The organism is Staphylococcus kloosii (genome assembly GCF_003019255.1).
GTDB classification, from domain to species: Bacteria; Bacillota; Bacilli; order Staphylococcales; family Staphylococcaceae; genus Staphylococcus; species Staphylococcus kloosii.
Map to the genome: position 1 here is coordinate 1,262,558 of NZ_CP027846.1, position 21,883 is coordinate 1,284,440.

24 protein-coding genes, 29 tRNA genes and 3 rRNA genes are annotated in these 21,883 nt (G+C 38.0%); 51 read left to right on the plus strand and 5 right to left on the minus strand.

The genetic code is table 11. From position 1 onward, the window contains the following. Positions 1-240: 240 nt before the first annotated feature. From C7J89_RS06185 to C7J89_RS06320, 32 genes are all read left to right on the plus strand, one after another. Positions 241-1,792: ribosomal RNA gene (locus C7J89_RS06185) — 16S ribosomal RNA — on the plus strand. A 100-nt stretch (positions 1,793-1,892) separates the two neighbouring features. Then, positions 1,893-1,969: transfer RNA gene (locus tag C7J89_RS06190), tRNA-Ile, on the plus strand. A gap of 24 nt (positions 1,970-1,993) precedes the next feature. Next, positions 1,994-2,069 (plus strand) — tRNA-Ala (locus C7J89_RS06195). Positions 2,070-2,318: 249 nt separating this feature from the next. After that, a 23S ribosomal RNA gene (locus C7J89_RS06200) occupies positions 2,319-5,241 on the plus strand. A 74-nt stretch (positions 5,242-5,315) separates the two neighbouring features. Next, positions 5,316-5,430: ribosomal RNA gene (rrf, locus tag C7J89_RS06205) — 5S ribosomal RNA — on the plus strand. The 16S, 23S and 5S rRNA genes sit together here with 29 tRNA genes alongside, the layout of an rRNA operon. Positions 5,431-5,440: 10 nt before the next feature. Continuing rightward, a tRNA-Val gene (locus C7J89_RS06210) sits at positions 5,441-5,516 on the plus strand. Positions 5,517-5,537: 21 nt separating this feature from the next. Continuing rightward, a tRNA-Thr gene (locus tag C7J89_RS06215) sits at positions 5,538-5,613 on the plus strand. 5 nt (positions 5,614-5,618) lie between these two features. Further along, positions 5,619-5,694: transfer RNA gene (locus tag C7J89_RS06220), tRNA-Lys, on the plus strand. A gap of 6 nt (positions 5,695-5,700) precedes the next feature. Beyond that, a tRNA-Leu gene (locus C7J89_RS06225) sits at positions 5,701-5,782 on the plus strand. A gap of 3 nt (positions 5,783-5,785) precedes the next feature. After that, a tRNA-Gly gene (locus tag C7J89_RS06230) sits at positions 5,786-5,860 on the plus strand. 13 nt (positions 5,861-5,873) lie between these two features. Further along, positions 5,874-5,962, plus strand: a tRNA-Leu gene (locus C7J89_RS06235). Between the two features lie 15 nt (positions 5,963-5,977). After that, positions 5,978-6,051: transfer RNA gene (locus tag C7J89_RS06240), tRNA-Arg, on the plus strand. 13 nt (positions 6,052-6,064) lie between these two features. Further along, positions 6,065-6,138: transfer RNA gene (locus C7J89_RS06245), tRNA-Pro, on the plus strand. 15 nt (positions 6,139-6,153) lie between these two features. Continuing rightward, positions 6,154-6,229, plus strand: a tRNA-Ala gene (locus C7J89_RS06250). Positions 6,230-6,246: 17 nt separating this feature from the next. Further along, positions 6,247-6,320: transfer RNA gene (locus tag C7J89_RS06255), tRNA-Met, on the plus strand. A gap of 26 nt (positions 6,321-6,346) precedes the next feature. Further along, positions 6,347-6,420, plus strand: a tRNA-Ile gene (locus tag C7J89_RS06260). 8 nt (positions 6,421-6,428) lie between these two features. Next, positions 6,429-6,521: transfer RNA gene (locus C7J89_RS06265), tRNA-Ser, on the plus strand. Positions 6,522-6,565: 44 nt separating this feature from the next. Further along, positions 6,566-6,658: transfer RNA gene (locus C7J89_RS06270), tRNA-Ser, on the plus strand. 17 nt (positions 6,659-6,675) lie between these two features. Further along, positions 6,676-6,749 (plus strand) — tRNA-Met (locus C7J89_RS06275). Between the two features lie 12 nt (positions 6,750-6,761). Then, positions 6,762-6,837: transfer RNA gene (locus C7J89_RS06280), tRNA-Asp, on the plus strand. A 4-nt stretch (positions 6,838-6,841) separates the two neighbouring features. Further along, positions 6,842-6,914, plus strand: a tRNA-Phe gene (locus C7J89_RS06285). 12 nt (positions 6,915-6,926) lie between these two features. Next, positions 6,927-6,999 (plus strand) — tRNA-Thr (locus C7J89_RS06290). A 6-nt stretch (positions 7,000-7,005) separates the two neighbouring features. After that, positions 7,006-7,089, plus strand: a tRNA-Tyr gene (locus tag C7J89_RS06295). A gap of 13 nt (positions 7,090-7,102) precedes the next feature. After that, positions 7,103-7,176, plus strand: a tRNA-Trp gene (locus C7J89_RS06300). A 2-nt stretch (positions 7,177-7,178) separates the two neighbouring features. Then, positions 7,179-7,251: transfer RNA gene (locus C7J89_RS06305), tRNA-His, on the plus strand. A gap of 11 nt (positions 7,252-7,262) precedes the next feature. Next, positions 7,263-7,334, plus strand: a tRNA-Gln gene (locus C7J89_RS06310). Positions 7,335-7,340: 6 nt separating this feature from the next. Then, positions 7,341-7,414 (plus strand) — tRNA-Cys (locus C7J89_RS06315). Positions 7,415-7,422: 8 nt separating this feature from the next. After that, positions 7,423-7,497, plus strand: a tRNA-Gly gene (locus C7J89_RS13200). An 18-nt stretch (positions 7,498-7,515) separates the two neighbouring features. Next, positions 7,516-7,590, plus strand: a tRNA-Gly gene (locus C7J89_RS13205). 18 nt (positions 7,591-7,608) lie between these two features. Next, a tRNA-Gly gene (locus C7J89_RS13210) sits at positions 7,609-7,683 on the plus strand. Positions 7,684-7,701: 18 nt separating this feature from the next. Next, positions 7,702-7,776: transfer RNA gene (locus tag C7J89_RS13215), tRNA-Gly, on the plus strand. 39 nt (positions 7,777-7,815) lie between these two features. Then, a tRNA-Leu gene (locus tag C7J89_RS06320) sits at positions 7,816-7,899 on the plus strand. 200 nt (positions 7,900-8,099) lie between these two features. Here C7J89_RS06320 and C7J89_RS06325 read toward each other — a convergent pair. Genes C7J89_RS06325 through C7J89_RS06335 form a run of 4 tightly spaced genes read right to left on the minus strand, consistent with a single transcriptional unit; the run spans position 8,100 to position 10,609 of the window. After that, positions 8,100-9,146 (minus strand): tyrosine-type recombinase/integrase, encoded by a 1,047-nt coding sequence (locus tag C7J89_RS06325; RefSeq protein ID WP_103296167.1) that lies wholly within the window; start codon positions 9,144-9,146, stop codon positions 8,100-8,102. A 54-nt stretch (positions 9,147-9,200) separates the two neighbouring features. After that, on the minus strand, positions 9,201-9,827 hold the full coding sequence (locus C7J89_RS06330) for a hypothetical protein (RefSeq protein ID WP_103296166.1): 627 nt from the start codon (positions 9,825-9,827) through the stop codon (positions 9,201-9,203). Beyond that, positions 9,824-9,958: a hypothetical protein gene (locus tag C7J89_RS13480; protein ID WP_258027144.1), complete on the minus strand. Its 135-nt coding sequence runs from the start codon at positions 9,956-9,958 to the stop codon at positions 9,824-9,826. Before C7J89_RS13480 ends, C7J89_RS06330 begins: the two co-directional genes overlap by 4 nt. 12 nt (positions 9,959-9,970) lie before the next feature. Then, a complete protein-coding gene (locus tag C7J89_RS06335; RefSeq protein WP_103296165.1) occupies positions 9,971-10,609 on the minus strand; it encodes an XRE family transcriptional regulator in 639 nt (212 codons plus the stop codon). Between the two features lie 192 nt (positions 10,610-10,801). Here C7J89_RS06335 and C7J89_RS06340 point away from each other — a divergent pair, with 192 nt between their 5' ends. Both C7J89_RS06340 and C7J89_RS06345 read left to right on the plus strand, forming a co-directional pair. Further along, entirely contained in the window at positions 10,802-11,056 is a 255-nt protein-coding gene (locus C7J89_RS06340) for a helix-turn-helix transcriptional regulator (protein WP_103295501.1), read from the plus strand. Positions 11,057-11,069: 13 nt separating this feature from the next. Continuing rightward, a complete protein-coding gene (locus C7J89_RS06345) occupies positions 11,070-11,381 on the plus strand; it encodes a Thoeris anti-defense Tad2 family protein (RefSeq protein WP_106884399.1) in 312 nt (103 codons plus the stop codon). On the opposite strand, the gene C7J89_RS06350 is transcribed toward C7J89_RS06345, so the two are convergent. Further along, positions 11,371-12,033 carry a hypothetical protein gene (locus C7J89_RS06350; RefSeq protein WP_103295500.1) on the minus strand — a complete coding sequence of 221 codons (663 nt, stop codon included), beginning with the start codon at positions 12,031-12,033 and terminating at the stop codon, positions 11,371-11,373. The genes C7J89_RS06345 and C7J89_RS06350 overlap by 11 nt on opposite strands. Before the next feature lie 64 nt (positions 12,034-12,097). Here C7J89_RS06350 and C7J89_RS06355 point away from each other — a divergent pair, with 64 nt between their 5' ends. The 17 genes from C7J89_RS06355 (at position 12,098) to C7J89_RS06435 (ending at position 21,820) form a co-directional block, all read left to right on the plus strand. Beyond that, complete coding sequence (locus C7J89_RS06355; protein ID WP_103295499.1) at positions 12,098-12,391, plus strand: DUF771 domain-containing protein; 294 nt, start codon at positions 12,098-12,100, stop codon at positions 12,389-12,391. A gap of 15 nt (positions 12,392-12,406) precedes the next feature. After that, the gene (locus tag C7J89_RS06360; protein WP_103295498.1) at positions 12,407-12,589 is read left to right on the plus strand and encodes a DUF1270 family protein; all 183 of its coding nucleotides are present in this window, start codon (positions 12,407-12,409) and stop codon (positions 12,587-12,589) included. 67 nt (positions 12,590-12,656) lie between these two features. Then, positions 12,657-12,920: a DUF1108 family protein gene (locus C7J89_RS06365; RefSeq protein WP_103295497.1), complete on the plus strand. Its 264-nt coding sequence runs from the start codon at positions 12,657-12,659 to the stop codon at positions 12,918-12,920. After that, a complete protein-coding gene (locus C7J89_RS06370) occupies positions 12,917-13,147 on the plus strand; it encodes a DUF2483 family protein (protein ID WP_103295496.1) in 231 nt (76 codons plus the stop codon). The genes C7J89_RS06365 and C7J89_RS06370 overlap by 4 nt, the downstream gene beginning before the upstream one ends. Next, on the plus strand, positions 13,131-13,823 hold the full coding sequence (locus C7J89_RS06375) for an AAA family ATPase (RefSeq protein WP_103295495.1): 693 nt from the start codon (positions 13,131-13,133) through the stop codon (positions 13,821-13,823). Before C7J89_RS06370 ends, C7J89_RS06375 begins: the two co-directional genes overlap by 17 nt. After that, positions 13,816-15,231, plus strand: a complete 1,416-nt coding sequence (locus C7J89_RS06380; RefSeq protein ID WP_103295494.1) for a DEAD/DEAH box helicase — start codon at positions 13,816-13,818, stop codon at positions 15,229-15,231. The genes C7J89_RS06375 and C7J89_RS06380 overlap by 8 nt, the downstream gene beginning before the upstream one ends. A gap of 14 nt (positions 15,232-15,245) precedes the next feature. Then, entirely contained in the window at positions 15,246-15,812 is a 567-nt protein-coding gene (locus tag C7J89_RS06385; RefSeq protein ID WP_103295493.1) for a DUF669 domain-containing protein, read from the plus strand. After that, positions 15,793-18,099 carry a phage/plasmid primase, P4 family gene (locus C7J89_RS06390; RefSeq protein WP_103295492.1) on the plus strand — a complete coding sequence of 769 codons (2,307 nt, stop codon included), beginning with the start codon at positions 15,793-15,795 and terminating at the stop codon, positions 18,097-18,099. Before C7J89_RS06385 ends, C7J89_RS06390 begins: the two co-directional genes overlap by 20 nt. 280 nt (positions 18,100-18,379) lie before the next feature. Beyond that, complete coding sequence (locus C7J89_RS06395) at positions 18,380-18,586, plus strand: hypothetical protein (protein WP_103295491.1); 207 nt, start codon at positions 18,380-18,382, stop codon at positions 18,584-18,586. Then, the gene (locus C7J89_RS06400) at positions 18,583-18,921 is read left to right on the plus strand and encodes a VRR-NUC domain-containing protein (protein WP_103295490.1); all 339 of its coding nucleotides are present in this window, start codon (positions 18,583-18,585) and stop codon (positions 18,919-18,921) included. Before C7J89_RS06395 ends, C7J89_RS06400 begins: the two co-directional genes overlap by 4 nt. After that, positions 18,899-19,090 (plus strand): hypothetical protein, encoded by a 192-nt coding sequence (locus tag C7J89_RS06405; protein ID WP_103295489.1) that lies wholly within the window; start codon positions 18,899-18,901, stop codon positions 19,088-19,090. The genes C7J89_RS06400 and C7J89_RS06405 overlap by 23 nt, the downstream gene beginning before the upstream one ends. Positions 19,091-19,092: 2 nt before the next feature. Beyond that, a complete protein-coding gene (locus tag C7J89_RS06410; protein ID WP_103295488.1) occupies positions 19,093-19,329 on the plus strand; it encodes a hypothetical protein in 237 nt (78 codons plus the stop codon). After that, a complete protein-coding gene (locus C7J89_RS06415; RefSeq protein WP_103295487.1) occupies positions 19,326-20,003 on the plus strand; it encodes a hypothetical protein in 678 nt (225 codons plus the stop codon). Before C7J89_RS06410 ends, C7J89_RS06415 begins: the two co-directional genes overlap by 4 nt. Next, on the plus strand, positions 20,000-20,473 hold the full coding sequence (locus C7J89_RS06420) for a DUF3310 domain-containing protein (RefSeq protein ID WP_233432446.1): 474 nt from the start codon (positions 20,000-20,002) through the stop codon (positions 20,471-20,473). The genes C7J89_RS06415 and C7J89_RS06420 overlap by 4 nt, the downstream gene beginning before the upstream one ends. A 2-nt stretch (positions 20,474-20,475) precedes the next feature. After that, the gene (locus C7J89_RS06425) at positions 20,476-21,168 is read left to right on the plus strand and encodes an N-6 DNA methylase (protein WP_106884400.1); all 693 of its coding nucleotides are present in this window, start codon (positions 20,476-20,478) and stop codon (positions 21,166-21,168) included. Then, positions 21,165-21,359, plus strand: a complete 195-nt coding sequence (locus tag C7J89_RS13585) for an SAV1978 family virulence-associated passenger protein (RefSeq protein ID WP_103295486.1) — start codon at positions 21,165-21,167, stop codon at positions 21,357-21,359. Before C7J89_RS06425 ends, C7J89_RS13585 begins: the two co-directional genes overlap by 4 nt. 5 nt (positions 21,360-21,364) lie before the next feature. Continuing rightward, positions 21,365-21,820, plus strand: a complete 456-nt coding sequence (locus tag C7J89_RS06435) for a hypothetical protein (protein WP_103295485.1) — start codon at positions 21,365-21,367, stop codon at positions 21,818-21,820. Positions 21,821-21,883 lie beyond the last annotated feature (63 nt).

A 21,883-nucleotide genomic window follows, 5' to 3' on the forward strand; every position in this document is an offset into this window, starting at 1 on the left:
TAGAATAGTAAATGTTGAGTTAAGAACAAAATAAAATTTCTTAAATTAATTAATAAATTTATTATTGACTTAACGAAATATTAATGTTACAATAGTTTCTTGTAACGCAACAAATGAACATTGAAAACTGAATTGCAATATGTCAACGTTAATTCCAAACGCAACGATATAATCGTTGGTTTAAACGTGTTAGAGATAACACACAATTAGTATTTATGAGCTAATCAAACATCATAATTTTTTATGGAGAGTTTGATCCTGGCTCAGGATGAACGCTGGCGGCGTGCCTAATACATGCAAGTCGAGCGAACAGATAAGGAGCTTGCTCCTTTGACGTTAGCGGCGGACGGGTGAGTAACACGTGGGTAACCTACCTATAAGACTGGAATAACTTCGGGAAACCGAAGCTAATGCCGGATAACATGTAGAACCGCATGGTTCTACAGTGAAAGATGGCTTTGCTATCACTTATAGATGGACCCGCGCCGTATTAGCTAGTTGGTAAGGTAACGGCTTACCAAGGCAACGATACGTAGCCGACCTGAGAGGGTGATCGGCCACACTGGAACTGAGACACGGTCCAGACTCCTACGGGAGGCAGCAGTAGGGAATCTTCCGCAATGGGCGAAAGCCTGACGGAGCAACGCCGCGTGAGTGATGAAGGTCTTCGGATCGTAAAGCTCTGTTATTAGGGAAGAACAAGTGCGTAAGTAACTGTGCGCACCTTGACGGTACCTAATCAGAAAGCCACGGCTAACTACGTGCCAGCAGCCGCGGTAATACGTAGGTGGCAAGCGTTATCCGGAATTATTGGGCGTAAAGCGCGCGTAGGCGGTTTCTTAAGTCTGATGTGAAAGCCCACGGCTCAACCGTGGAGGGTCATTGGAAACTGGGAGACTTGAGTGCAGAAGAGGAAAGTGGAATTCCATGTGTAGCGGTGAAATGCGCAGAGATATGGAGGAACACCAGTGGCGAAGGCGACTTTCTGGTCTGTAACTGACGCTGATGTGCGAAAGCGTGGGGATCAAACAGGATTAGATACCCTGGTAGTCCACGCCGTAAACGATGAGTGCTAAGTGTTAGGGGGTTTCCGCCCCTTAGTGCTGCAGCTAACGCATTAAGCACTCCGCCTGGGGAGTACGACCGCAAGGTTGAAACTCAAAGGAATTGACGGGGACCCGCACAAGCGGTGGAGCATGTGGTTTAATTCGAAGCAACGCGAAGAACCTTACCAAATCTTGACATCCTTTGACCACTCTGGAGACAGAGCTTTCCCCTTCGGGGGACAAAGTGACAGGTGGTGCATGGTTGTCGTCAGCTCGTGTCGTGAGATGTTGGGTTAAGTCCCGCAACGAGCGCAACCCTTAAGCTTAGTTGCCATCATTAAGTTGGGCACTCTAAGTTGACTGCCGGTGACAAACCGGAGGAAGGTGGGGATGACGTCAAATCATCATGCCCCTTATGATTTGGGCTACACACGTGCTACAATGGACAATACAAAGGGCAGCTAAACCGCGAGGTCATGCAAATCCCATAAAGTTGTTCTCAGTTCGGATTGTAGTCTGCAACTCGACTACATGAAGCTGGAATCGCTAGTAATCGTAGATCAGCATGCTACGGTGAATACGTTCCCGGGTCTTGTACACACCGCCCGTCACACCACGAGAGTTTGTAACACCCGAAGCCGGTGGAGTAACCATTATGGAGCTAGCCGTCGAAGGTGGGACAAATGATTGGGGTGAAGTCGTAACAAGGTAGCCGTATCGGAAGGTGCGGCTGGATCACCTCCTTTCTAAGGATATATTCGGAATATCTTCTACGAAGATGAAACGGGATAACGTAGACATATTGTATTCAGTTTTGAATGCTCATAGAGTGTTCAACACGAGAATGGGCCTATAGCTCAGCTGGTTAGAGCGCACGCCTGATAAGCGTGAGGTCGGTGGTTCGAGTCCACTTAGGCCCACCATTATAGTTGCAACATCAAATATTTGGGGGCTTAGCTCAGATGGGAGAGCGCCTGCTTTGCACGCAGGAGGTCAGCGGTTCGATCCCGCTAGTCTCCACCATTTATTAAATTGTACATTGAAAACTAGATAAGTAAGTAAAATATAGATTTTACCAAGCAAAACCGAGTGAATTAGAGTTTTAAAAAGCTTGAATTCAAACTAAAATAATCGCTAGTGTTCGAAAGAACACTCACAGATTAATAACATTTTGGGTTTTGAGTTAAACATTGCGTTTGACTTCGATAGATGTTTTCAAAAGAAAACGTTTGTCAGTCAATGTGTTGCAAGCGTTTGACTTAAAAACAAAAAGATTAAGTTATTAAGGGCGCACGGTGGATGCCTTGGCACTAGAAGCCGAAGAAGGACGTTACTAACGACGATATGCTTTGGGGAGCTGTAAGTAAGCTTTGATCCAGAGATTTCCGAATGGGGAAACCCAACACGAGTCATGTCGTGTTATCAACATGTGAATACATAGCATGTTAGAAGGCATACCCGGAGAACTGAAACATCTTAGTACCCGGAGGAAGAGAAAGAAAAATCGATTCCCTGAGTAGCGGCGAGCGAAACGGGAACAGCCCAAACCAACAAGCTTGCTTGTTGGGGTTGTAGGACACTCTATACGGAGTTACAAAAGTTATTGTTAGACGAAGTATCTGGAAAGATACATCAAAGAAGGTAATAATCCTGTAGTCGAAAACGATAACCCTCTTGAGTGGATCCTGAGTACGACGGAGCACGTGAAATTCCGTCGGAATCTGGGAGGACCATCTCCCAAGGCTAAATACTCTCTAGTGACCGATAGTGAACCAGTACCGTGAGGGAAAGGTGAAAAGTACCCCGGAAGGGGAGTGAAAGAGAACTTGAAACCGTGTGCTTACAAGTAGTCAGAGCCCGTTAATGGGTGATGGCGTGCCTTTTGTAGAATGAACCGGCGAGTTACGATTTGATGCAAGGTTAAGCAGGAAATGTGGAGCCGTAGCGAAAGCGAGTCTGAATAGGGCGTTGAGTATTTGGTCGTAGACCCGAAACCAGGTGATCTACCCATGACCAGGTTGAAGTTCAGGTAACACTGAATGGAGGACCGAACCGACTTACGTTGAAAAGTGAGCGGATGAGTTGTGGGTAGCGGAGAAATTCCAATCGAACCTGGAGATAGCTGGTTCTCTCCGAAATAGCTTTAGGGCTAGCCTCAAGTGATGATTATTGGAGGTAGAGCACTGTTTGGACGAGGGGCCCTTCTCGGGTTACCGAATTCAGACAAACTCCGAATGCCAATCAATTTAACTTGGGAGTCAGAACATGGGTGATAAGGTCCGTGTTCGAAAGGGAAACAGCCCAGACCACCAGCTAAGGTCCCAAAATATATGTTAAGTGGAAAAGGATGTGGCGTTGCCCAGACAACTAGGATGTTGGCTTAGAAGCAGCCATCATTTAAAGAGTGCGTAATAGCTCACTAGTCGAGTGACACTGCGCCGAAAATGTACCGGGGCTAAACATATTACCGAAGCTGTGGATTGTCCGTAGGACAATGGTAGGAGAGCGTTCTAAGGGCGTTGAAGCATGATCGCAAGGACATGTGGAGCGCTTAGAAGTGAGAATGCCGGTGTGAGTAGCGAAAGACGGGTGAGAATCCCGTCCACCGATTGACTAAGGTTTCCAGAGGAAGGCTCGTCCGCTCTGGGTTAGTCGGGACCTAAGCTGAGGCCGATAGGCGTAGGCGATGGATAACAGGTTGATATTCCTGTACCACCTAAATTCGTTTTAAGCGATGGGGGGACGCAGTAGGATAGGCGAAGCGTGCTGTTGGAGTGCACGTCCAAGCAGTAAGACTGAGTGTTAGGCAAATCCGGCACTCATAAGGTCAAGCTGTGATGGGGAGAGGAAATTGTTTCCTCGAGTCGTTGATTTCACACTGCCAAGAAAAGCCTCTAGCTAGAATATTAGGTGCCCGTACCGCAAACCGACACAGGTAGTCAAGATGAGAATTCTAAGGTGAGCGAGCGAACTCTCGTTAAGGAACTCGGCAAAATGACCCCGTAACTTCGGGAGAAGGGGTGCTCTCTAGGGTTAACGCCCGGGAGAGCCGCAGTGAATAGGCCCAAGCGACTGTTTATCAAAAACACAGGTCTCTGCTAAACCGTAAGGTGATGTATAGGGGCTGACGCCTGCCCGGTGCTGGAAGGTTAAGAGGAGTGGTTAGCTTCTGCGAAGCTACGAATCGAAGCCCCAGTAAACGGCGGCCGTAACTATAACGGTCCTAAGGTAGCGAAATTCCTTGTCGGGTAAGTTCCGACCCGCACGAAAGGCGTAACGATTTGGGCACTGTCTCAACGAGAGACTCGGTGAAATCATAGTACCTGTGAAGATGCAGGTTACCCGCGACAGGACGGAAAGACCCCGTGGAGCTTTACTGCAGTCTGATATTGAAATTCGGCACAGTTTGTACAGGATAGGTAGGAGCCTTAGAAGCGTGAACGCTAGTTTACGTGGAGGCGTTGGTGGGATACTACCCTCGCTGTGTTGGATTTCTAACCCGCACCATTGATCATGGTGGGAGACAGTGTCAGATGGGCAGTTTGACTGGGGCGGTCGCCTCCTAAAGAGTAACGGAGGCGCTCAAAGGTTCCCTCAGAATGGTTGGAAATCATTCACAGAGTGTAAAGGCATAAGGGAGCTTGACTGCGAGACTTACAAGTCGAGCAGGGTCGAAAGACGGACTTAGTGATCCGGTGGTTCCGCATGGAAGGGCCATCGCTCAACGGATAAAAGCTACCCCGGGGATAACAGGCTTATCTCCCCCAAGAGTTCACATCGACGGGGAGGTTTGGCACCTCGATGTCGGCTCATCGCATCCTGGGGCTGTAGTCGGTCCCAAGGGTTGGGCTGTTCGCCCATTAAAGCGGTACGCGAGCTGGGTTCAGAACGTCGTGAGACAGTTCGGTCCCTATCCGTCGTGGGCGTAGGAAATTTGAGAGGAGCTGTCCTTAGTACGAGAGGACCGGGATGGACATACCTCTGGTGTACCAGTTGTCGTGCCAACGGCATCGCTGGGTAGCTATGTATGGACGGGATAAGTGCTGAAAGCATCTAAGCATGAAGCCCCCCTCAAGATGAGATTTCCCAACTTCGGTTATAAGATCCCTCAAAGATGATGAGGTTAATAGGTTCGAGGTGGAAGCATGGCGACATGTGGAGCTGACGAATACTAATCGATCGAAGACTTAATCAATTTAAATGTTTTGATTGGTAAAATGATATTTACTTACTATCTAGTTTTGAATGTATAACTTTTATACATCATTGTCTGGTGACAATGGCAAGGAGGTCACACCTGTTCCCATGCCGAACACAGAAGTTAAGCTCCTTAGCGCCGATGGTAGTCGGATTTACATCCCGCTAGAGTAGGACGTTGCCAGGCAAGTTATAATGGAGAATTAGCTCAGCTGGGAGAGCATCTGCCTTACAAGCAGAGGGTCGGCGGTTCGAACCCGTCATTCTCCACCATTTTACTTAATTACATAATTAGCCGGCCTAGCTCAACTGGTAGAGCAACTGACTTGTAATCAGTAGGTTGGGGGTTCAAGTCCTCTGGCCGGCACCATGTAAGAGCCATTAGCTCAGTTGGTAGAGCATCTGACTTTTAATCAGAGGGTCAGAGGTTCGAATCCTCTATGGCTCACCATTACATGCGGGTGTGGCGGAATTGGCAGACGCACTAGACTTAGGATCTAGCGCCTTACGGCGTGGGGGTTCGACTCCCTTCACCCGCATTTGCAGAAGTAGTTCAGCGGTAGAATACGACCTTGCCAAGGTCGGGGTCGCGGGTTCGAATCCCGTCTTCTGCTCCATTTTATTTTTTGTGCCGGGGTGGCGGAACTGGCAGACGCACAGGACTTAAAATCCTGCGGTAAGTAATTACCGTACCGGTTCGATTCCGGTCCTCGGCACCATCTTTTGTAAAATATGCGCCCGTAGCTCAACTGGATAGAGCGTTTGACTACGGATCAAGAGGTTATGGGTTCGACTCCTATCGGGCGCGTTAATATATTTTACGGGAAGTAGCTCAGCTTGGTAGAGCACTTGGTTTGGGACCAAGGGGTCGTAGGTTCGAATCCTGTCTTCCCGATTAAAATACCTATATGGGGGCTTAGCTCAGATGGGAGAGCGCCTGCTTTGCACGCAGGAGGTCAGCGGTTCGATCCCGCTAGTCTCCACCATATAAAACATATTTAACGGCGGTGTAGCTCAGCTGGCTAGAGCGTACGGTTCATACCCGTGAGGTCGGGGGTTCGATCCCCTCCACCGCCACTAAATTTTATTTTGAATTATATTTAGGACCTTTAGCTCAGTTGGTCAGAGCTAACGGCTCATAACCGTTCGGTCGCAGGTTCGAATCCTGCAAGGTCCATTAAATACGGAGGAATACCCAAGTCCGGCTGAAGGGATCGGTCTTGAAAACCGACAGGGGCTTAACGGCCCGCGGGGGTTCGAATCCCTCTTCCTCCGCCATTTATTTTTCAGCAATATAATTCAATAAAATTATTTATTAATACGGAGGAATACCCAAGTCCGGCTGAAGGGATCGGTCTTGAAAACCGACAGGGGCTTAACGGCCCGCGGGGGTTCGAATCCCTCTTCCTCCGCCATTAATTATTTTTATTACCGCGGGATGGAGCAGTTCGGTAGCTCGTCGGGCTCATAACCCGAAGGTCGGTGGTTCAAATCCGCCTCCCGCAATTACATATTTTTGGTCTCGTAGTGTAGCGGTTAACACGCCTGCCTGTCACGCAGGAGATCGCGGGTTCGATTCCCGTCGAGACCGCCATTATGGTTCAGTAGCTCAGTTGGTAGAGCAATGGATTGAAGCTCCATGTGTCGGCAGTTCGACTCTGTCCTGAACCATTTTTTATACAAGCCGGCCTAGCTCAACTGGTAGAGCAACTGACTTGTAATCAGTAGGTTGGGGGTTCAAGTCCTCTGGCCGGCATCACATGGAGGGGTAGCGAAGTGGCTAAACGCGGCGGACTGTAAATCCGCTCCTTCGGGTTCGGCAGTTCGAATCTGCCCCCCTCCACCATCTATAATTTAATAGGGGCATAGTTCAACGGTAGAATAGAGGTCTCCAAAACCTTTGATGTGGGTTCGATTCCTACTGCCCCTGCCATGGCGGTTGTGGCGAAGTGGTTAACGCATCGGATTGTGGTTCCGACATTCGTGGGTTCGATTCCCATCAACCGCCCTTAATATTAATGGGCTATAGCCAAGCGGTAAGGCAACGGACTTTGACTCCGTCACGCGCTGGTTCGAATCCAGCTAGCCCAGTTAATTGGCGGCATAGCCAAGTGGTAAGGCAGAGGTCTGCAAAACCTTTATCACCGGTTCAAATCCGGTTGCCGCCTCCATGTGATATGCGGGAGTAGTTCAACACTTAGAACAGGTTCCTTCCCGGAACAAGGTATAGGTGCAAATCCTATCTTCCGCTCCATTTAATTTAATAACTCATGCGGGAGTAGTTTAACTCTTAGAACAGGTTCCTTCCCGGAACAAGGTATAGGTGTAAGTCCTATCTTCCGCTCCATTTAATTTAATAACATATGCGGGAGTAGTTTAACTCTTAGAACAGGTTCCTTCCCGGAACAAGGTATAGGTGTAAGTCCTATCTTCCGCTCCATTTAATTTAATAACATATGCGGGAGTAGTTTAATTCTTAGAACAGGTTCCTTCCCGGAACAAGGTATAGGTGTAAGTCCTATCTTCCGCTCCATAATTGCTTCCAATGGGAAGTTTTTTATTTATCTATTGAGCCGGTGTGGCGGAATTGGCAGACGCGCGGGACTCAAAATCCCGTTCCTTCATTGGAGTGTCGGTTCGAACCCGACCACCGGTATATTCTAACAATCATAGAGTATCAGTATTTTTAAGAAATCCCATAACGACGGGGTTTCTTTTTATTTTTTCTATCATTAGAAATCATTAAATATAAATATTTTGGTCACTGTGTGGTCACGCGAGCCAATTTTTATGTTACGTGTCCAATTGCGTGACCAGAAATCTTTGTAAGTTAACGACCACAATGGATAGGGCGATTTATAAATTTTCCATTAGCTTTACAGTGCGTTCTTTATCTTCTTCCAAACTCTCTTTAAGTAGATGACCATATTTATTAAGTGTGACTGATATATCTGAATGACCTAGATACTTAGAAATGTAATAAATATTAATGCCTTTATATATTAAATAAGAAGCTACCGTGTGTCTAAAAGCATGGCTGGTTATTTTTCTTTTAATACCTAAATTCGTACACGCTTCTTTTAAAGATTTATTTATAGTAGCATTTGTAATTTGTTTCCCATCATAAGCAAATAAATATTTATTAATATGAGTAGGGCGTTTATTTGCATAATTAATGAGTATTTTAATTAACTCTTTAGAAACAACCACATGACGAGGGGCAGTCCTATTTTTTGTACCATTTAAAAATATTTCGTTTTTAGTTTCGTTTATATCTTCGCGTTTTAAATTAATACAATCACTATAACGACCACCAGTTTCAATCATGAGTAGTATAATATGTGTGGATGCTGATAAATGGTGCGTACGTGCTTTATAATATTTTTTCAATGCCGTTAGTTCTTCGATATTTAAATATTTATCTGTTTCTTGTTTATTAGGTGCTTTAGTAGACTTAACTGTAATATCGAAAGTAAAATTTTTAATGAGTAATCCATCGTAAATAGCATTTTCAATCACTTTCTTACACAATGCGTGTATACGTCCTAACTGGTCTTGTGATAATTCAGATTTATATTCGGTTAAAAACTTTTGATATTGTGGTCGAGTTATTTTATTAATAGGGGTGTCATCAAAATACTCGAATATCTTTTCGTATATACGATAGTTATCTTTATATGTTTTTGCAGATATATAAGGTTTTTTATAGGTTTCTATCCACTCTAGTGTATATTGCGAAAAAGCAATTTTATTATCTAGATCAATACCTTTTGATGCATCGTTATATCTTTCATTACCTGCGTATTCTGCTTCTCTCTTTGTTCGAAATCCACCTTTTCGGTAACGTTGCTCATTATATCTGAAGTCGTATTGCCATTTACCATTGCGTTTAGTTATGTTCATCAGTATTCCTCCTTAAAAAAGATAAAAATATATAGGGCACTGTAGGAGTGCCCGTTATTTATTCGCTATAGTTTTAAGTAATTCTATAATTTCATTATTTTGTTTAATTAATTTTTCATTTTGCTCGCATAATTCTTTGTTATCTTTTAACATATTATCCATTAATTTAATTTGTGCTAAGTTTGTATCTAATTGGCCTATATTCGTATTTATAATTGTATTTTGATAGGGGTTACCACTTATTTTTGCCCAACCACTTTGAAAACTATCCAAATTACTTTTATAATTTCCATCGATTAATAGTTTTTGAGTTTCTTTTGTTAAATTTGTTAATCCTCTTCTTGCCATGTAGCCACCCAATGCAGCTTTAGCTTCTTTAAATTCAATTTGTTCATCGTTTAAATTATCAAATTTTTTGTTTACTTTCTCTTCTTTTCTTAAATTCTTCTCAACTATTTCTCTACTTTGTTCTTTTTCTCTCTCGTTAATACGATTGCTTAATTCAGAGAACCAGTTTCTATCACTCAAACTAATAGGAGTATCATCAAGATAAAATAATACTAAATAATCCTTCTCATTTCGAGTTAAAGATTTGTAAGTTTTCAACTCTTCATCGCTTAATGTTTTCTTATATTTACCTTCATTCCAACTAACTTTAGTTTGCTCTTTAAATGTAATCATTTTTTCTCTCCTTTATCTTTTATTTCATCCTGTCTTTTCATTTCTCTAGCCAAACCTTCCATAGTAAAAACAGGTATTTTAACTTTAATTTCACCGTTAACATCTATAAATTTTTCGTTTTTAATTTCCATATTAACCACTCCTTATTCAAAAGATTGATAATTGTATATAACTTTACCTATTACTTCTATTTCATCCAAACTATCTAAATTGAATGTGTTAGTTTTAAATTCGTCAGAATAGCTACTAGGATCTAAATGTAACTTAGTTTCTGTACGACGAACACGTTTTACTGTGTATTCACCGCCTAACCGCAAAACTAAAATATCATTGTTGTTTAACTTATGGTCTTGATTAATTCTATAGTCATGAACGATTATGTATGAACCATTAGCTAATATTTTATTCATACTATCTCCATTTACTTGTAAAGCGATACATTCTTCAGGGTTGCGACCTTTATATACAAAAGAGGGAGTTCTAACTTTTGAGTCTTCTATAGAAACCTCTTCAAAATTACCAGCAGACACTTTGCCAAAATAAGGGATTTCAATTTCTTTATCTAATTCTGGCATATCTATAATTTCTACTTCTCCTAATAAGTAACTTTTAGAAACATTAAATAGACTAGAAATTTTTTCAATCATACCCATTCTTGGTTCGTTTTTACCATTTTCCCACATTCTTATTGTACCTTCAGAAACATCTAATTTTTTAGCCATTTCTACTTTTGACAATCTGTTTTCAAGACGTATTTCTTTGATTGAATTTTTGAAAGCCATTTTTAAAACCTTCCTTTATATGTAGTTCGTATCTTATATATTATTATACTATGAAAAATCGTAATTTCAACACTTAAAATACGAAAATTTAAAATAAATATACGAAAATGAATAAAAAAATTACTGTAAATACTTGTAATCGAATTTAAAATGCGATAAACTATAATTAACTTAAAAAAAGGAGGTATACAAATGACTAGTTCAGCTGAAGGTTTAACACTCGAAGAGTGGAGATCTAGAAAAAAAATTACTCAAGCAGATTTTGCTAAAAAAATTGGAATATCACCATCCACTTATAATATTTGGGAAAATAATCCAGAAATTATAAAACCTAAAGATGCATTTAGGATTGCAGGTATTCTAAAAGTCTCAATCGATGAGATTATTTTTTTAAAAGACAAATCGTATTTTAAATACGTTTTAGTCGAAGAAAAACAACCAACTTAAAGGAGGAAACGGAATGAACATTCAAGAAGCAACAAAATTAGCGATGGAAAATGGAACAGCTATTTATCGCTCATCACAGTTCGACAGAGATGCTGAGCCAGGGAGCACAGTTGAATTTATACCAACTAACTCACATGGCTATATAGTAACTGTACCCAATCAAAAAGCCTTCACACCAATGTGGCAACCAATGGCAGAAGACTTATTAGCAAATGATTGGGAAGTGGTAGGGGCAGAAAATAAAAAACCTCAAACTACTCATGGTAGTGAGCAGAATGAGGAATCAAAATTTGATTTAGGCGTAGATGTAAATCTTAATCTTTAGAGTAAGGATAAAAACTATAGAGATACATTAATAAAGCCATTACAACTACGATTAGAGACCTTTCAACATGCAAAGAATTATCATTTATAAAATTTATTAGAAAGTTACCTGCATCAGTAGTAATTGCAAAATGCCCAGAATTTTTAACATAGACGTTGTAAGGGAGTGCATTTTTATCCAAGAACATTTTTTCAAACTTATTATCGTTTGCTTGATATTGATAATTTTTTACTGGATTGGTCGTATTGATGGTTTCAACCAAAGTAGAAATAGCAGTTGGATTGATATAAAGATTTCTAATAGCCTTTTGAGCTTGAAACACTATCTCATCATTAAACCTATAAGTATTCTTAAAAGAATGTATAAGTTCTTGAGAAAATAATCGCTTAGGCATTATTGCTGAATTAGATGATTTCATTGCTTTAGCTAAACCTGTTTGCAATCTTAAAAAATCATTAACAGATTCAAAGTTATTTTTATTTAACAAGCTTAAAACTACAGACGACTGTATATCGGAATACTTTTTAGCATTAAAAGCTATGCTTCTTAAATTTTGATCATGCTTATTAGTTATATTTTGCGCATAATTTGTTTTCAGTTTTAGGTCACTAATTATTTTCTGTAATTCAGAATTGATATATGGATTACTCATTAATTAAACACCACCCACTATCGCAGTAGCGATAACAACATTATACACGAAAGGAGTGATTGAGATGACACAACTTACAGTAACGATACCACCTGAATTTGTATTAATAACTACAGATGAACATACACAGTTATTGATGAATCAGCAAAAAGCAATTTGGAGTAAGAAAGACTTTGTCGAAAATTCACCGTTCAAATCTGAAACAACAGTCAACGAAAGAATATTGGATAAACCAAGATTTCGGAAAATATTAGAACGTGAAAATATTGCAAGTTATCCAGGTAATGGTCGTAAGAATTGGTGCTTTGATGGACCTAAAGCATATGAGTTTTTAAGAAAGTATCGAGATGAATTTTAGAAAGGAGGGATAGGCATGAACAAATCATTTTATATTGCATTCACAGCGTGGATGGTATTTACACTAGTTTTAATGCTCATCGGTGTTTACTTCACAACAGCAATATTTGTAGGGACATTCATTGCAGCATTGACGTATGCGTTCTTTGATAACTATTTTTTCGAAAATAAAAAGACTGCAAAGCGCGCCAACGCTTAACAGTCAGAAAGTATATTTGTGTAATTAGACAACACAAGTATACCACCAAAACTAGGAGGTAGACAAGATGTATTACGAAGTAGGTACTACAAAGAGTAAAAAAATAGAATTATTAGGGTTCAAATTTAAAATCAATATTTATAGAAATGAAGATAGTATCGATGTCACATTAGTCGATGAAAACAATAAATTTATTGATGCTATTCAAATCTACGAAGAATATGCAGGATTAACCACTGCTCAGGAAATACTTGAACAAGCAGCATTTAATTGGATTTATGAAAATACAAGTGAAACAGATCGCATTATGAATCGAGTGATGCAGTGGTGAATGAAACAGTAACTTATATTATTCGTCACAGAGATATGCCGATTTATATCACTAATAAACCTACCGATAGTAATTCGGATGTTAGCTATTCAACAAATAGAAATAGAGCAAGAGAATTCAACGGTATGGAAGAAGCAAGTATCAATATGGATAACCACATAGCGATTAAGAAAACAGTAACAGAAATAACTGAATACGAGGAGGTTAATGATGAGTTTTCAAATTAAGTCTGCAAAAAACATGAACAAAAATACTGATACATTTTTAATTTACGGTTCCCCTGGTAGAGGGAAAACACACACGATTAATTTCTTATCTGGAAAAACACTTTATATCAGTATAGACAAATCAGAACGACCACTTAAAGGTAATGAGAACATTGACATTTTAGACTTTAATACCCATGAAGCTTGGCAGGAGTGGGGAGATTTAACTATATGGTTAAACGACCAAGATATTAGCGAATACGACAATATTGTTATTGATAACATTTCAGAATTATTTAGATCCATGCTAGCAAATTTAGGTCGAAATGGTCGTAATAACCGTACTCCTGAAATGGCACATTACCAACAGGTCGATTTTTTCACAATAGATAGTTTTCGTTTCTTACAAAATTTAAATAAGCGACTAGTGTTTCTGGCGTGGGAAACGACAGCAGAACATTACACAGAAGGTGGACAACAATTTACAAGAACAATGCCTGATATCAGACATACAATTCGTGACAACGTTGCAGGTTTGTGCCAAGTAGTTGCACGATTAGTTATCAATGAAAAATCAGGTAATAGAGGTTTTATTTTACAACCTAGTAATACAGTTTGGGCTAAAAACCAATTATCCCAAGATGAACATTGTAAACAAGATGAATTGTTCCAATTAGGAAGTGGTGAAAGTGACTAGGTTCCAACTATTCGATTATCAACTTGAGTTAGTTGATAAGGCAAGAAAGTTATTACCTAAAAATCAAGGCGTATTAATACAAAGTCCACCAGGTAGTGGCAAGTCAGTAATGATTGCAGAAGTAGTGAAGAAAGCAGTTCAAAAAGGTGGTCGCATATTATTCATTGTTCATCGTAAAGAATTGATAATGCAGATTACTAAAACTTTAACTACGCACGGTGTGGATTTAAATCATGTAGATATACTCTCAGAAAAAAGAGCGAAAAATATACTCGAACAATTAACACCACCGACAATTATATTAACTGATGAAACACATCATAGTAGAGCGAAGACTTATACAGAAATATATGAGCATTTTCCACAAGCACTGCGTTTGGGGTTTACGGCGACACCTTGGCGATCAAATGGTAAAGGGTTCACTGATATATATAACGAAATGGTCGAAGGTCCAAGTGTTGAGTGGCTTATTAACAATAGCAAATTAGCAGATTATGAATACAAAAGTATTGTAATGGCAAATACTTCTAAACTAAAAAAGTCATCAACAGGTGACTATACAAAGAAATCTATGGATGAGGCTATACCTAAAGCGATTTACGGTGACATTGTTGCTAACTATAAAAAATATGCTTACGGTCAGAAAACTATACTATATGCCCACAGTGTTGAATCTAGTAAAGATATAGCTGAAAAATTTCAAAGCCAAGGCATCAATGCTGTTCATGTAGACGCTAAAACGAAATCTGTTGAACGTGAACAAATCATGAATGATTTTAGAAATGGCACTATCAAAGTTTTATGCAATGTGGATTTAATTAGCGAAGGTTTTGATGTTCCAGATTGCACTTGCGTAATCCTAGCAAGACCCACAGATTCATTGGTTTTATTTATGCAGCAAGCTATGCGCTCAATGCGTTATCAACCTAATAAAAAAGCATTGATTATAGATCACGTCGGAAATTATGCGAGACATGGACTTCCTGATACAAAGCATAATTGGAAAAAATATTTCAATGGTTTTAAGAAAAAACGCAATCAACAAGAAAATAACGAATTAGGTTTAACATCATGTGATGAATGTTTTGCAGTCTACGAAAACACATTACCTGCATGTCCCGAGTGTGGTCATGAAAACGAAACAGAAAAAGAGAAATCAGAATTAAACAAAGTAGATGCTGAACTTACAGATATTAAACCTTTTAAAGTAGATTACACACTCAAACGATATAGCAAAGACAATATATCGCAATCAGATTTAGAAACATTAGAAGATTATTATTTATACGCAAAAGCAAATAACTACAAAGAAACATGGATTAAATTTAACTATCCAGAATGTTCAAGAATGAACTTCCCGCAATTTTACGCACAGATTAAACCATTAAGAGAAAAATATAAAAATTAAAGGAGAAATTAATTATGACATTATTTACAACAGATTATTCAAATATCGAGGAAAACAATCAAGAATTTGGACCACTTCCAGAAGGTGATTACGAAGTTATTATCAAAAATGCAACAGAACGTTCAACACCTAACGGTAAAGAAGAAACGCAATTAACTTTAGTAGTACGTAACGATTTAACAAAAGTACCTGAATTAGCAGAACAAAAAGGTAAATACGCTAACCGACACATCTTTGTTGATGAATGGAAACGTACGATTGACGGTGAATACAAATATAAAATGGATAATTTCATGCACTATTTAAATGGTGTAGGTGTTCCAGAAGGAACAAAAGTAGAAAGCTTTGAACAATTACTTTCTATGTTCCGTGGCAAACCTGTAAGAGTTTTCGTTAAGCAAGAAGAAAATGAATACAAAGGCAACAAACAAACAGTAAATCGTGTAGCACCATGGAATTTTAAAAATACCAAATACCCACAAGTGAATCATGAGTGGAAAGAAAAAGATAAAGACAGTAAACAATCTACTAACCCGTTCGAAGGTGGTGCAGATATTAACGATGACGACTTACCTTTCTAACATTCCAGATGAATTAAAACAACTTAATAACTGGTGCGTTTGGAAACTTCAAGAACGCAATGGTAAAAAAACTAAAATACCTTTCAATGCTGAAACAGGAGAATTTGCGAAATCAAATGATAAAAGCACTTGGTCAAGTTATGAAACAGCAGTTAATGCAGAAGGTGTCGACGGTATAGGGTTCTTCTTTGAACCCCCATACCTTGGCATTGATATAGATAAAATTGATGATGATCTTCACAGATATAAACAAGGAGATAAACTCGACAATATCGTTAGTGAATTCAACGAAGCATTTAAAAGTTACACAGAAGTAAGTCCTAGTGGCACAGGATTACACATAATTGTTAAAGGTAAAATACCGGGCAGTCGTAGACGTAAAGGTAACATTGAAATGTACGACAGCGGCAGATTCTTTACTATGACTGGCAAACGTATTGGTAAGTATACAGAAGTAACAGAAACATCTGAACGCGTATTTAAAACAATTTATGATAAGTATCTACCTGATAATACAGTTAAATATCCAACACAGAACAATTACCAACAAAATATCCACAACTTATCAGAGATTGATGTAATCAATGAAATCTACAAATCAAAGCAATCAAAATTATTCGATGACTTAATGAAAGGTAATTTTGAACCTTATTATAATTCTCATTCTGAAGCAGATATGGCACTTGCAAATATTCTAGCATTCTGGTGTGCAAAAGATTATTCCCAAATGGATAGTATATTCAGACAATCCAATCTATATAGAGATAAATGGGATGAGAAACGTAAGAACTCCACATACGGAGAACAGACATTATTCAAAGCAATCAATGAAGCAAATAACATTTACACACCAAAAGAAGAAAAGGAACCGCTGCGTTATGCATTAAGCCACATCTTTGATACTAAAAAAGAAGAAGTAGATTATCCAGTACGTAGTTATGATGATACAGGCAATGCAGATCGTTTTATCGATAGATACGGTAACTTGTACAAATTCAGTTACGTAGAAAAGAAATTTTATATCTACGATGGTACTAAGTGGACCTTAGACGATAGAGGTTCAATACGTAAGCTCATTGATGAAATGATAGAAAGCATGAAAAAAGAAAAAGTAATACACAACGAAGATGTTACGGAAGAAGAAGCTAAAGAGTTCTTCCAGAAATTTTATAAAAAAACACGTGGTACCCAATCTAAGAAAAATATCACAGATGAACTAAAACATCGTAGACCTGTAACACCAGATAGCTTCGATAAAGATAACATGCTGCTCAATGTAGCTAATGGATATATCGATTTAACTAGTCGTGAATTATACAAACATGACATCAATAAAATGTTTTCTCAAATTACGAATACTGATTATTCAGAAAAAATGCAACCTGCAGTATGGTTAGATTTCTTAAACGACATCTTTGCAGGAGATAAAGAAGTTATTCGATACATTCAAAAAGCATTAGGTTACTCCTTAACTGGAAGTACAAGAGAACAAGTGATGTTCATACTTCACGGTAAAGGACGTAATGGTAAAAGTATATTCGTTGAAACCATAGCAGAGATACTTGGAGATTACTCAAACAACATGCAAGCAAAATCGTTAATGGTTAAGAAAAACGACAATGTAAATACAGATATAGCTAGATTGAGTAAAGCAAGATTTGTTACTTCATCAGAACCTAACGAAGGTTTCAGATTCGATGAAGGACTAATTAAGCAAATTACTGGTGGAGATAAAGTTACTGCTAGATTCCTATACGCAGAAGAATTTGAATACACACCTAAATTCAAGATATGGGTTTCAACAAACCATAAGCCAATTATTCGTGGTACTGACGACGGAATATGGAGACGCTTAGTACTAATACCATTTGAAGTTCAGATACCCGAAGAAAAAGTCGACAAAGATCTAAAGTATAAATTACTTAGAGAAGCACCTGCAATCTTAAACTGGATGACTGAAGGTGCATACATGTGGATGCGAGAAGGATTAGAAATGCCAGAGAAATTAAGAAGTGCCGTTGCTAGCTATAGAACTGAAATGGATGAATTACAAGAATTCGTCAATGATAAATGTACCATTATTGACCAAGGTAGAGAAAAAAACAAAGACTTATATAACGCTTATGTTGATTGGTGTAATGAAACTGGAAATTATAAGTTAACTTATAAAAAGTTCACCGAAAAGATGAAAGAGAAGTATAAGAATAAAAAAATGAATGACGGTATTAATTTCTTTGGGATTGAATTGAAACAAAAGTATAAAGGGTTAGAAGAAGTTTTGAAATAGTGACGAAGTGACGGAGAGAGTGACGCAAATTTCAATGCATAAAGATTCGATAAACATTGATACAACAGTACTTTCAACATTATTTTTTCAAAGAGTGACGCAAATTTTTACAAAAGTATAATACGTAAAATAAAGAAACCTAATTAATATAGATAAAGTTTTTAAGATTTTGCGTCACTACGTCACTTTGAGTATCTAAACCCTTGTAGTTATGGGATTTTAGATTGAAAATTATCGTCACTTTTATCGTCACTTAAACAAACTTAGCGGAGGATAAAAAATGATAAAACAATTAATTAATAGCAATGAAGATTTGAAAATAGTAATCGAATTTCAAGATGAAGACGGATATACACTTAAAGATTTTGTTCGTATTGAAATGTGGGCATTGTATGAAAATGGTGATATTGCTCCTATGGTTTTAGGAAAAGAAGGATTAATAAATGGTAAAGAATTAAGTACATTTAGAGGCTTTCATATTGTATGAAATCAGAGCAAACAATACAAAATGAAATAATCATTGCTGTAAACAAATTAGGCCATAGATTGTGGAGAAGTAATGCAGGCAAAGTTATTACAAAAGATAATCGTGTAATTCAACTTATGCCTAAAGGCTTCCCCGATACAGTAGGTTTTCGTAAATCAGACGGTAAATTTATTGTTATTGAAGTTAAGACTGATAAAGGAAGGTTAAGACCTGAGCAAGAAAAATTTAAAGCATTTGCAGAAAAACAAAATATTCTATACGGGATAGCAAAAAATGTGAACGATGCAATCAAAATCATAGAAGGTGATCTAAATGGAAGAAACAATCAAGATTAAATATAACGTCGAGTTTGAAAAGACAATTACATTTCCAGCTCATCCTAATGACGATAACTGGGAACTGGAAGAACAAATACACAATCACATGCAAACAAATAAAGATGAATATACAGATGGCAAGGTTCGTTGGATAGAGGAACCGACCATTACTGACAGGGGGATATGAGAATGATATTTAAAAAACGTAAAAATTATAAAGTGCAGGTAGAAATTAACTTAGAGGATTTTAATGAATTGGTAAGTAGTGTGCATTCTACGATAGACCAACTAGATAACAATATTAAGAAAACACAACATTTAAGAAGTGAAATTCATCGACTTTCTCAAAAACTAGACAAAGATATAAAACGCATTAATAACTATAAGTTCAAAACTAAAGTTAAGAATGTGGAGGTTAAGAAATGATATTTAAAGGCGAAGAAATTTCATTAAAAGGATTAGCAAGAAGAACAGGTATTAGTTATGGCACGTTGGAGTATAGATATAACCATTTAGGATTACGTGATGATGACTTACTGAATGGCGTACCTTATAAGAAAAATGCTGCATTAACGTATAACGGTGAAACACACACTGTATCTGAAGAACTTAAAAAAACTTTATATAAAAAAGGATTAAGCGTGAAACTCGTTCAAAAAAGATTAGATGCAGACTGGGATTATGATTTAGCAATAAATTTAAGCAAAGCTTACGTTACTGTGGACAATACAATTTGCTTACAAATTAAAGTTAATAAGCACTTTTATCATTTCCCTTATGATGAGTTACTGGACTTATATGAGGACGAAATTACCGTAAGAGGACTTATTAATAGTTTAAGAAATGGCAATGACATTTACGACATCGTACCGACTGGCACTGTTGTTTATATCAATGGTGTAAAACAAACAGGCGAGCCTGATGTATTCGATGAAATGGAAGATGAATATATCGAGAAAAAAGTACAGGCGTACAAGGCAGAGCGTCAACGTGAGAAGAAAGCACATCTGTATAAGGTACCACAGAAACATAATGAAAGTAAGTATGCGAAGTATCTGTGGGAAAGCTACACATTCAAATGTAAAGAGGTGGCTAGATGAGTGAAGTTAATCGTTTATCGAATTTAAGCAACGGAAGATGGATAGAATTTGTTAACAAGATGGGACAAACAAAATTAGGACGATTTGAAAGCATAGTTAGAACAATACATGACTATAAAATAAAAGGAAAAGTCATAAAATTTAATGGTGATATAGCCTATATTGACGAAAATACAGATTGGATACCAGTAAGTTATGAAAAACAAGAGGAGTTGGAAAAGATGTATACAAATGACTTACAACAACGTAAACGTAACGACACGGTAAACCACCCAGCGCATTATACTTATGGAGATATAGAAGTCATAGACTATTGCGACCAAGTGTGTAAGCAGTATCCACCTGAGTTAGCACCTTATGTATTTAATGCTATCAAATATTTAAGTCGTTCAAATATGAAGAATGGCCGAGAGGACATTGATAAAGCAAAATTTTATGTGCAACGACTTTTTGATAAGTGGGAGGGCTAATAATGGCGGATATACTAACTAAAATTAATGACTTACTTGGTATCAAAGAGAGTTATAAAGCACCAGACAGACTAATGGAAATATTATATATGGATAAATCAGAGCGAGATAAGTATTTTATAGACTTCTTAAACGCCTTTGACAAAGATGTAACTTACGACTGGTTCCATGATTACTTTCAAGATGAGCATGCAGATAGAAGAAAACAAAAACAAGATTTTACACCTCAATCAGTTAGCAAACTATTAACTCAAATGGTAGGCAGTGAAGGTAATACTTATTATGAACCGGCAGCAGGCACAGGTGGTATTGTTATCGAGCGTTGGAATTATGACAGAATGAATCACAGTCCATTTGATTATGAACCTAGATATTATTACTACACGGCAGAAGAATTGTCCGATAGATCGATACCATTTCTATTATTCAATATGTTGATTAGAGGTATGAATGGGACTGTTGTTCAATGTGACGTCCTAACTAGAGAAGCAACTGGTGCTTTCTTCATACAAAATGATGCAAATGATTTTATGGGTTTCTCAAGTTTAAATCTACTACCTTATAACGAAGATACAGAGGAAGAATTGAATATAAAATTTACTGATAAAAAATACAAACCTATTAAGCAAACAAAGGAAATACCTAAATGGTTGCTTGCCGATACTGAGATAACAGGAATGGGGAGTACATCATGAGATCCACATACTTCACTAACAAGCATTACCTAACGAAAGATAACCGACGTATTGCCCACATACATATTGTGGGTGATGCGTACACAGTATGTGGGCATTATAGAAAGTTTACTGAATTTAAGCGACGTACGTTTGATAAAGCAGCATTTGAACAGTTTTGTAGCGATAGAGGATTAAGTATAGAGGAGTGAGAGAAATGAAGATTAAACAACAGAAAACGATGACAATGAAAGAATATTTACATTACGTTATAGATAACACAGAGCTATCAGATATAAGTAGATATTACAGTTATAATTCAGATGGAGAGCATGGAGATGTAGAAATAAAATTATATGACTTAGATAATAAGACAGATACAGTATTAAAAGAATTTACTGAAGATAAAGAACTAATGGTTGTTGTTAGTGAAGAAACAGATGTTACAGAGAGTACAGTGCTACCCAAATTGTTAATTATATTAAAGAGTAACCAGCTAATTTTCCAAGACGACAATGGTAAACAACGTGCATTTACTTATAAAAGCACTTCAATAAAATCTATGTTATACAAAGCACAATCTCAAAAAGATAATGTAGATACAATTCATATCGTAAATGACGATGGAACGCATACGTTAATCTGGACACACGATAAAGGACTGGTGGAGTAGATGATACTTAAATTTAGAGCGTGGTTATCTTCCGATGAAAGATTTGCCAATCGTAGTTTAGAG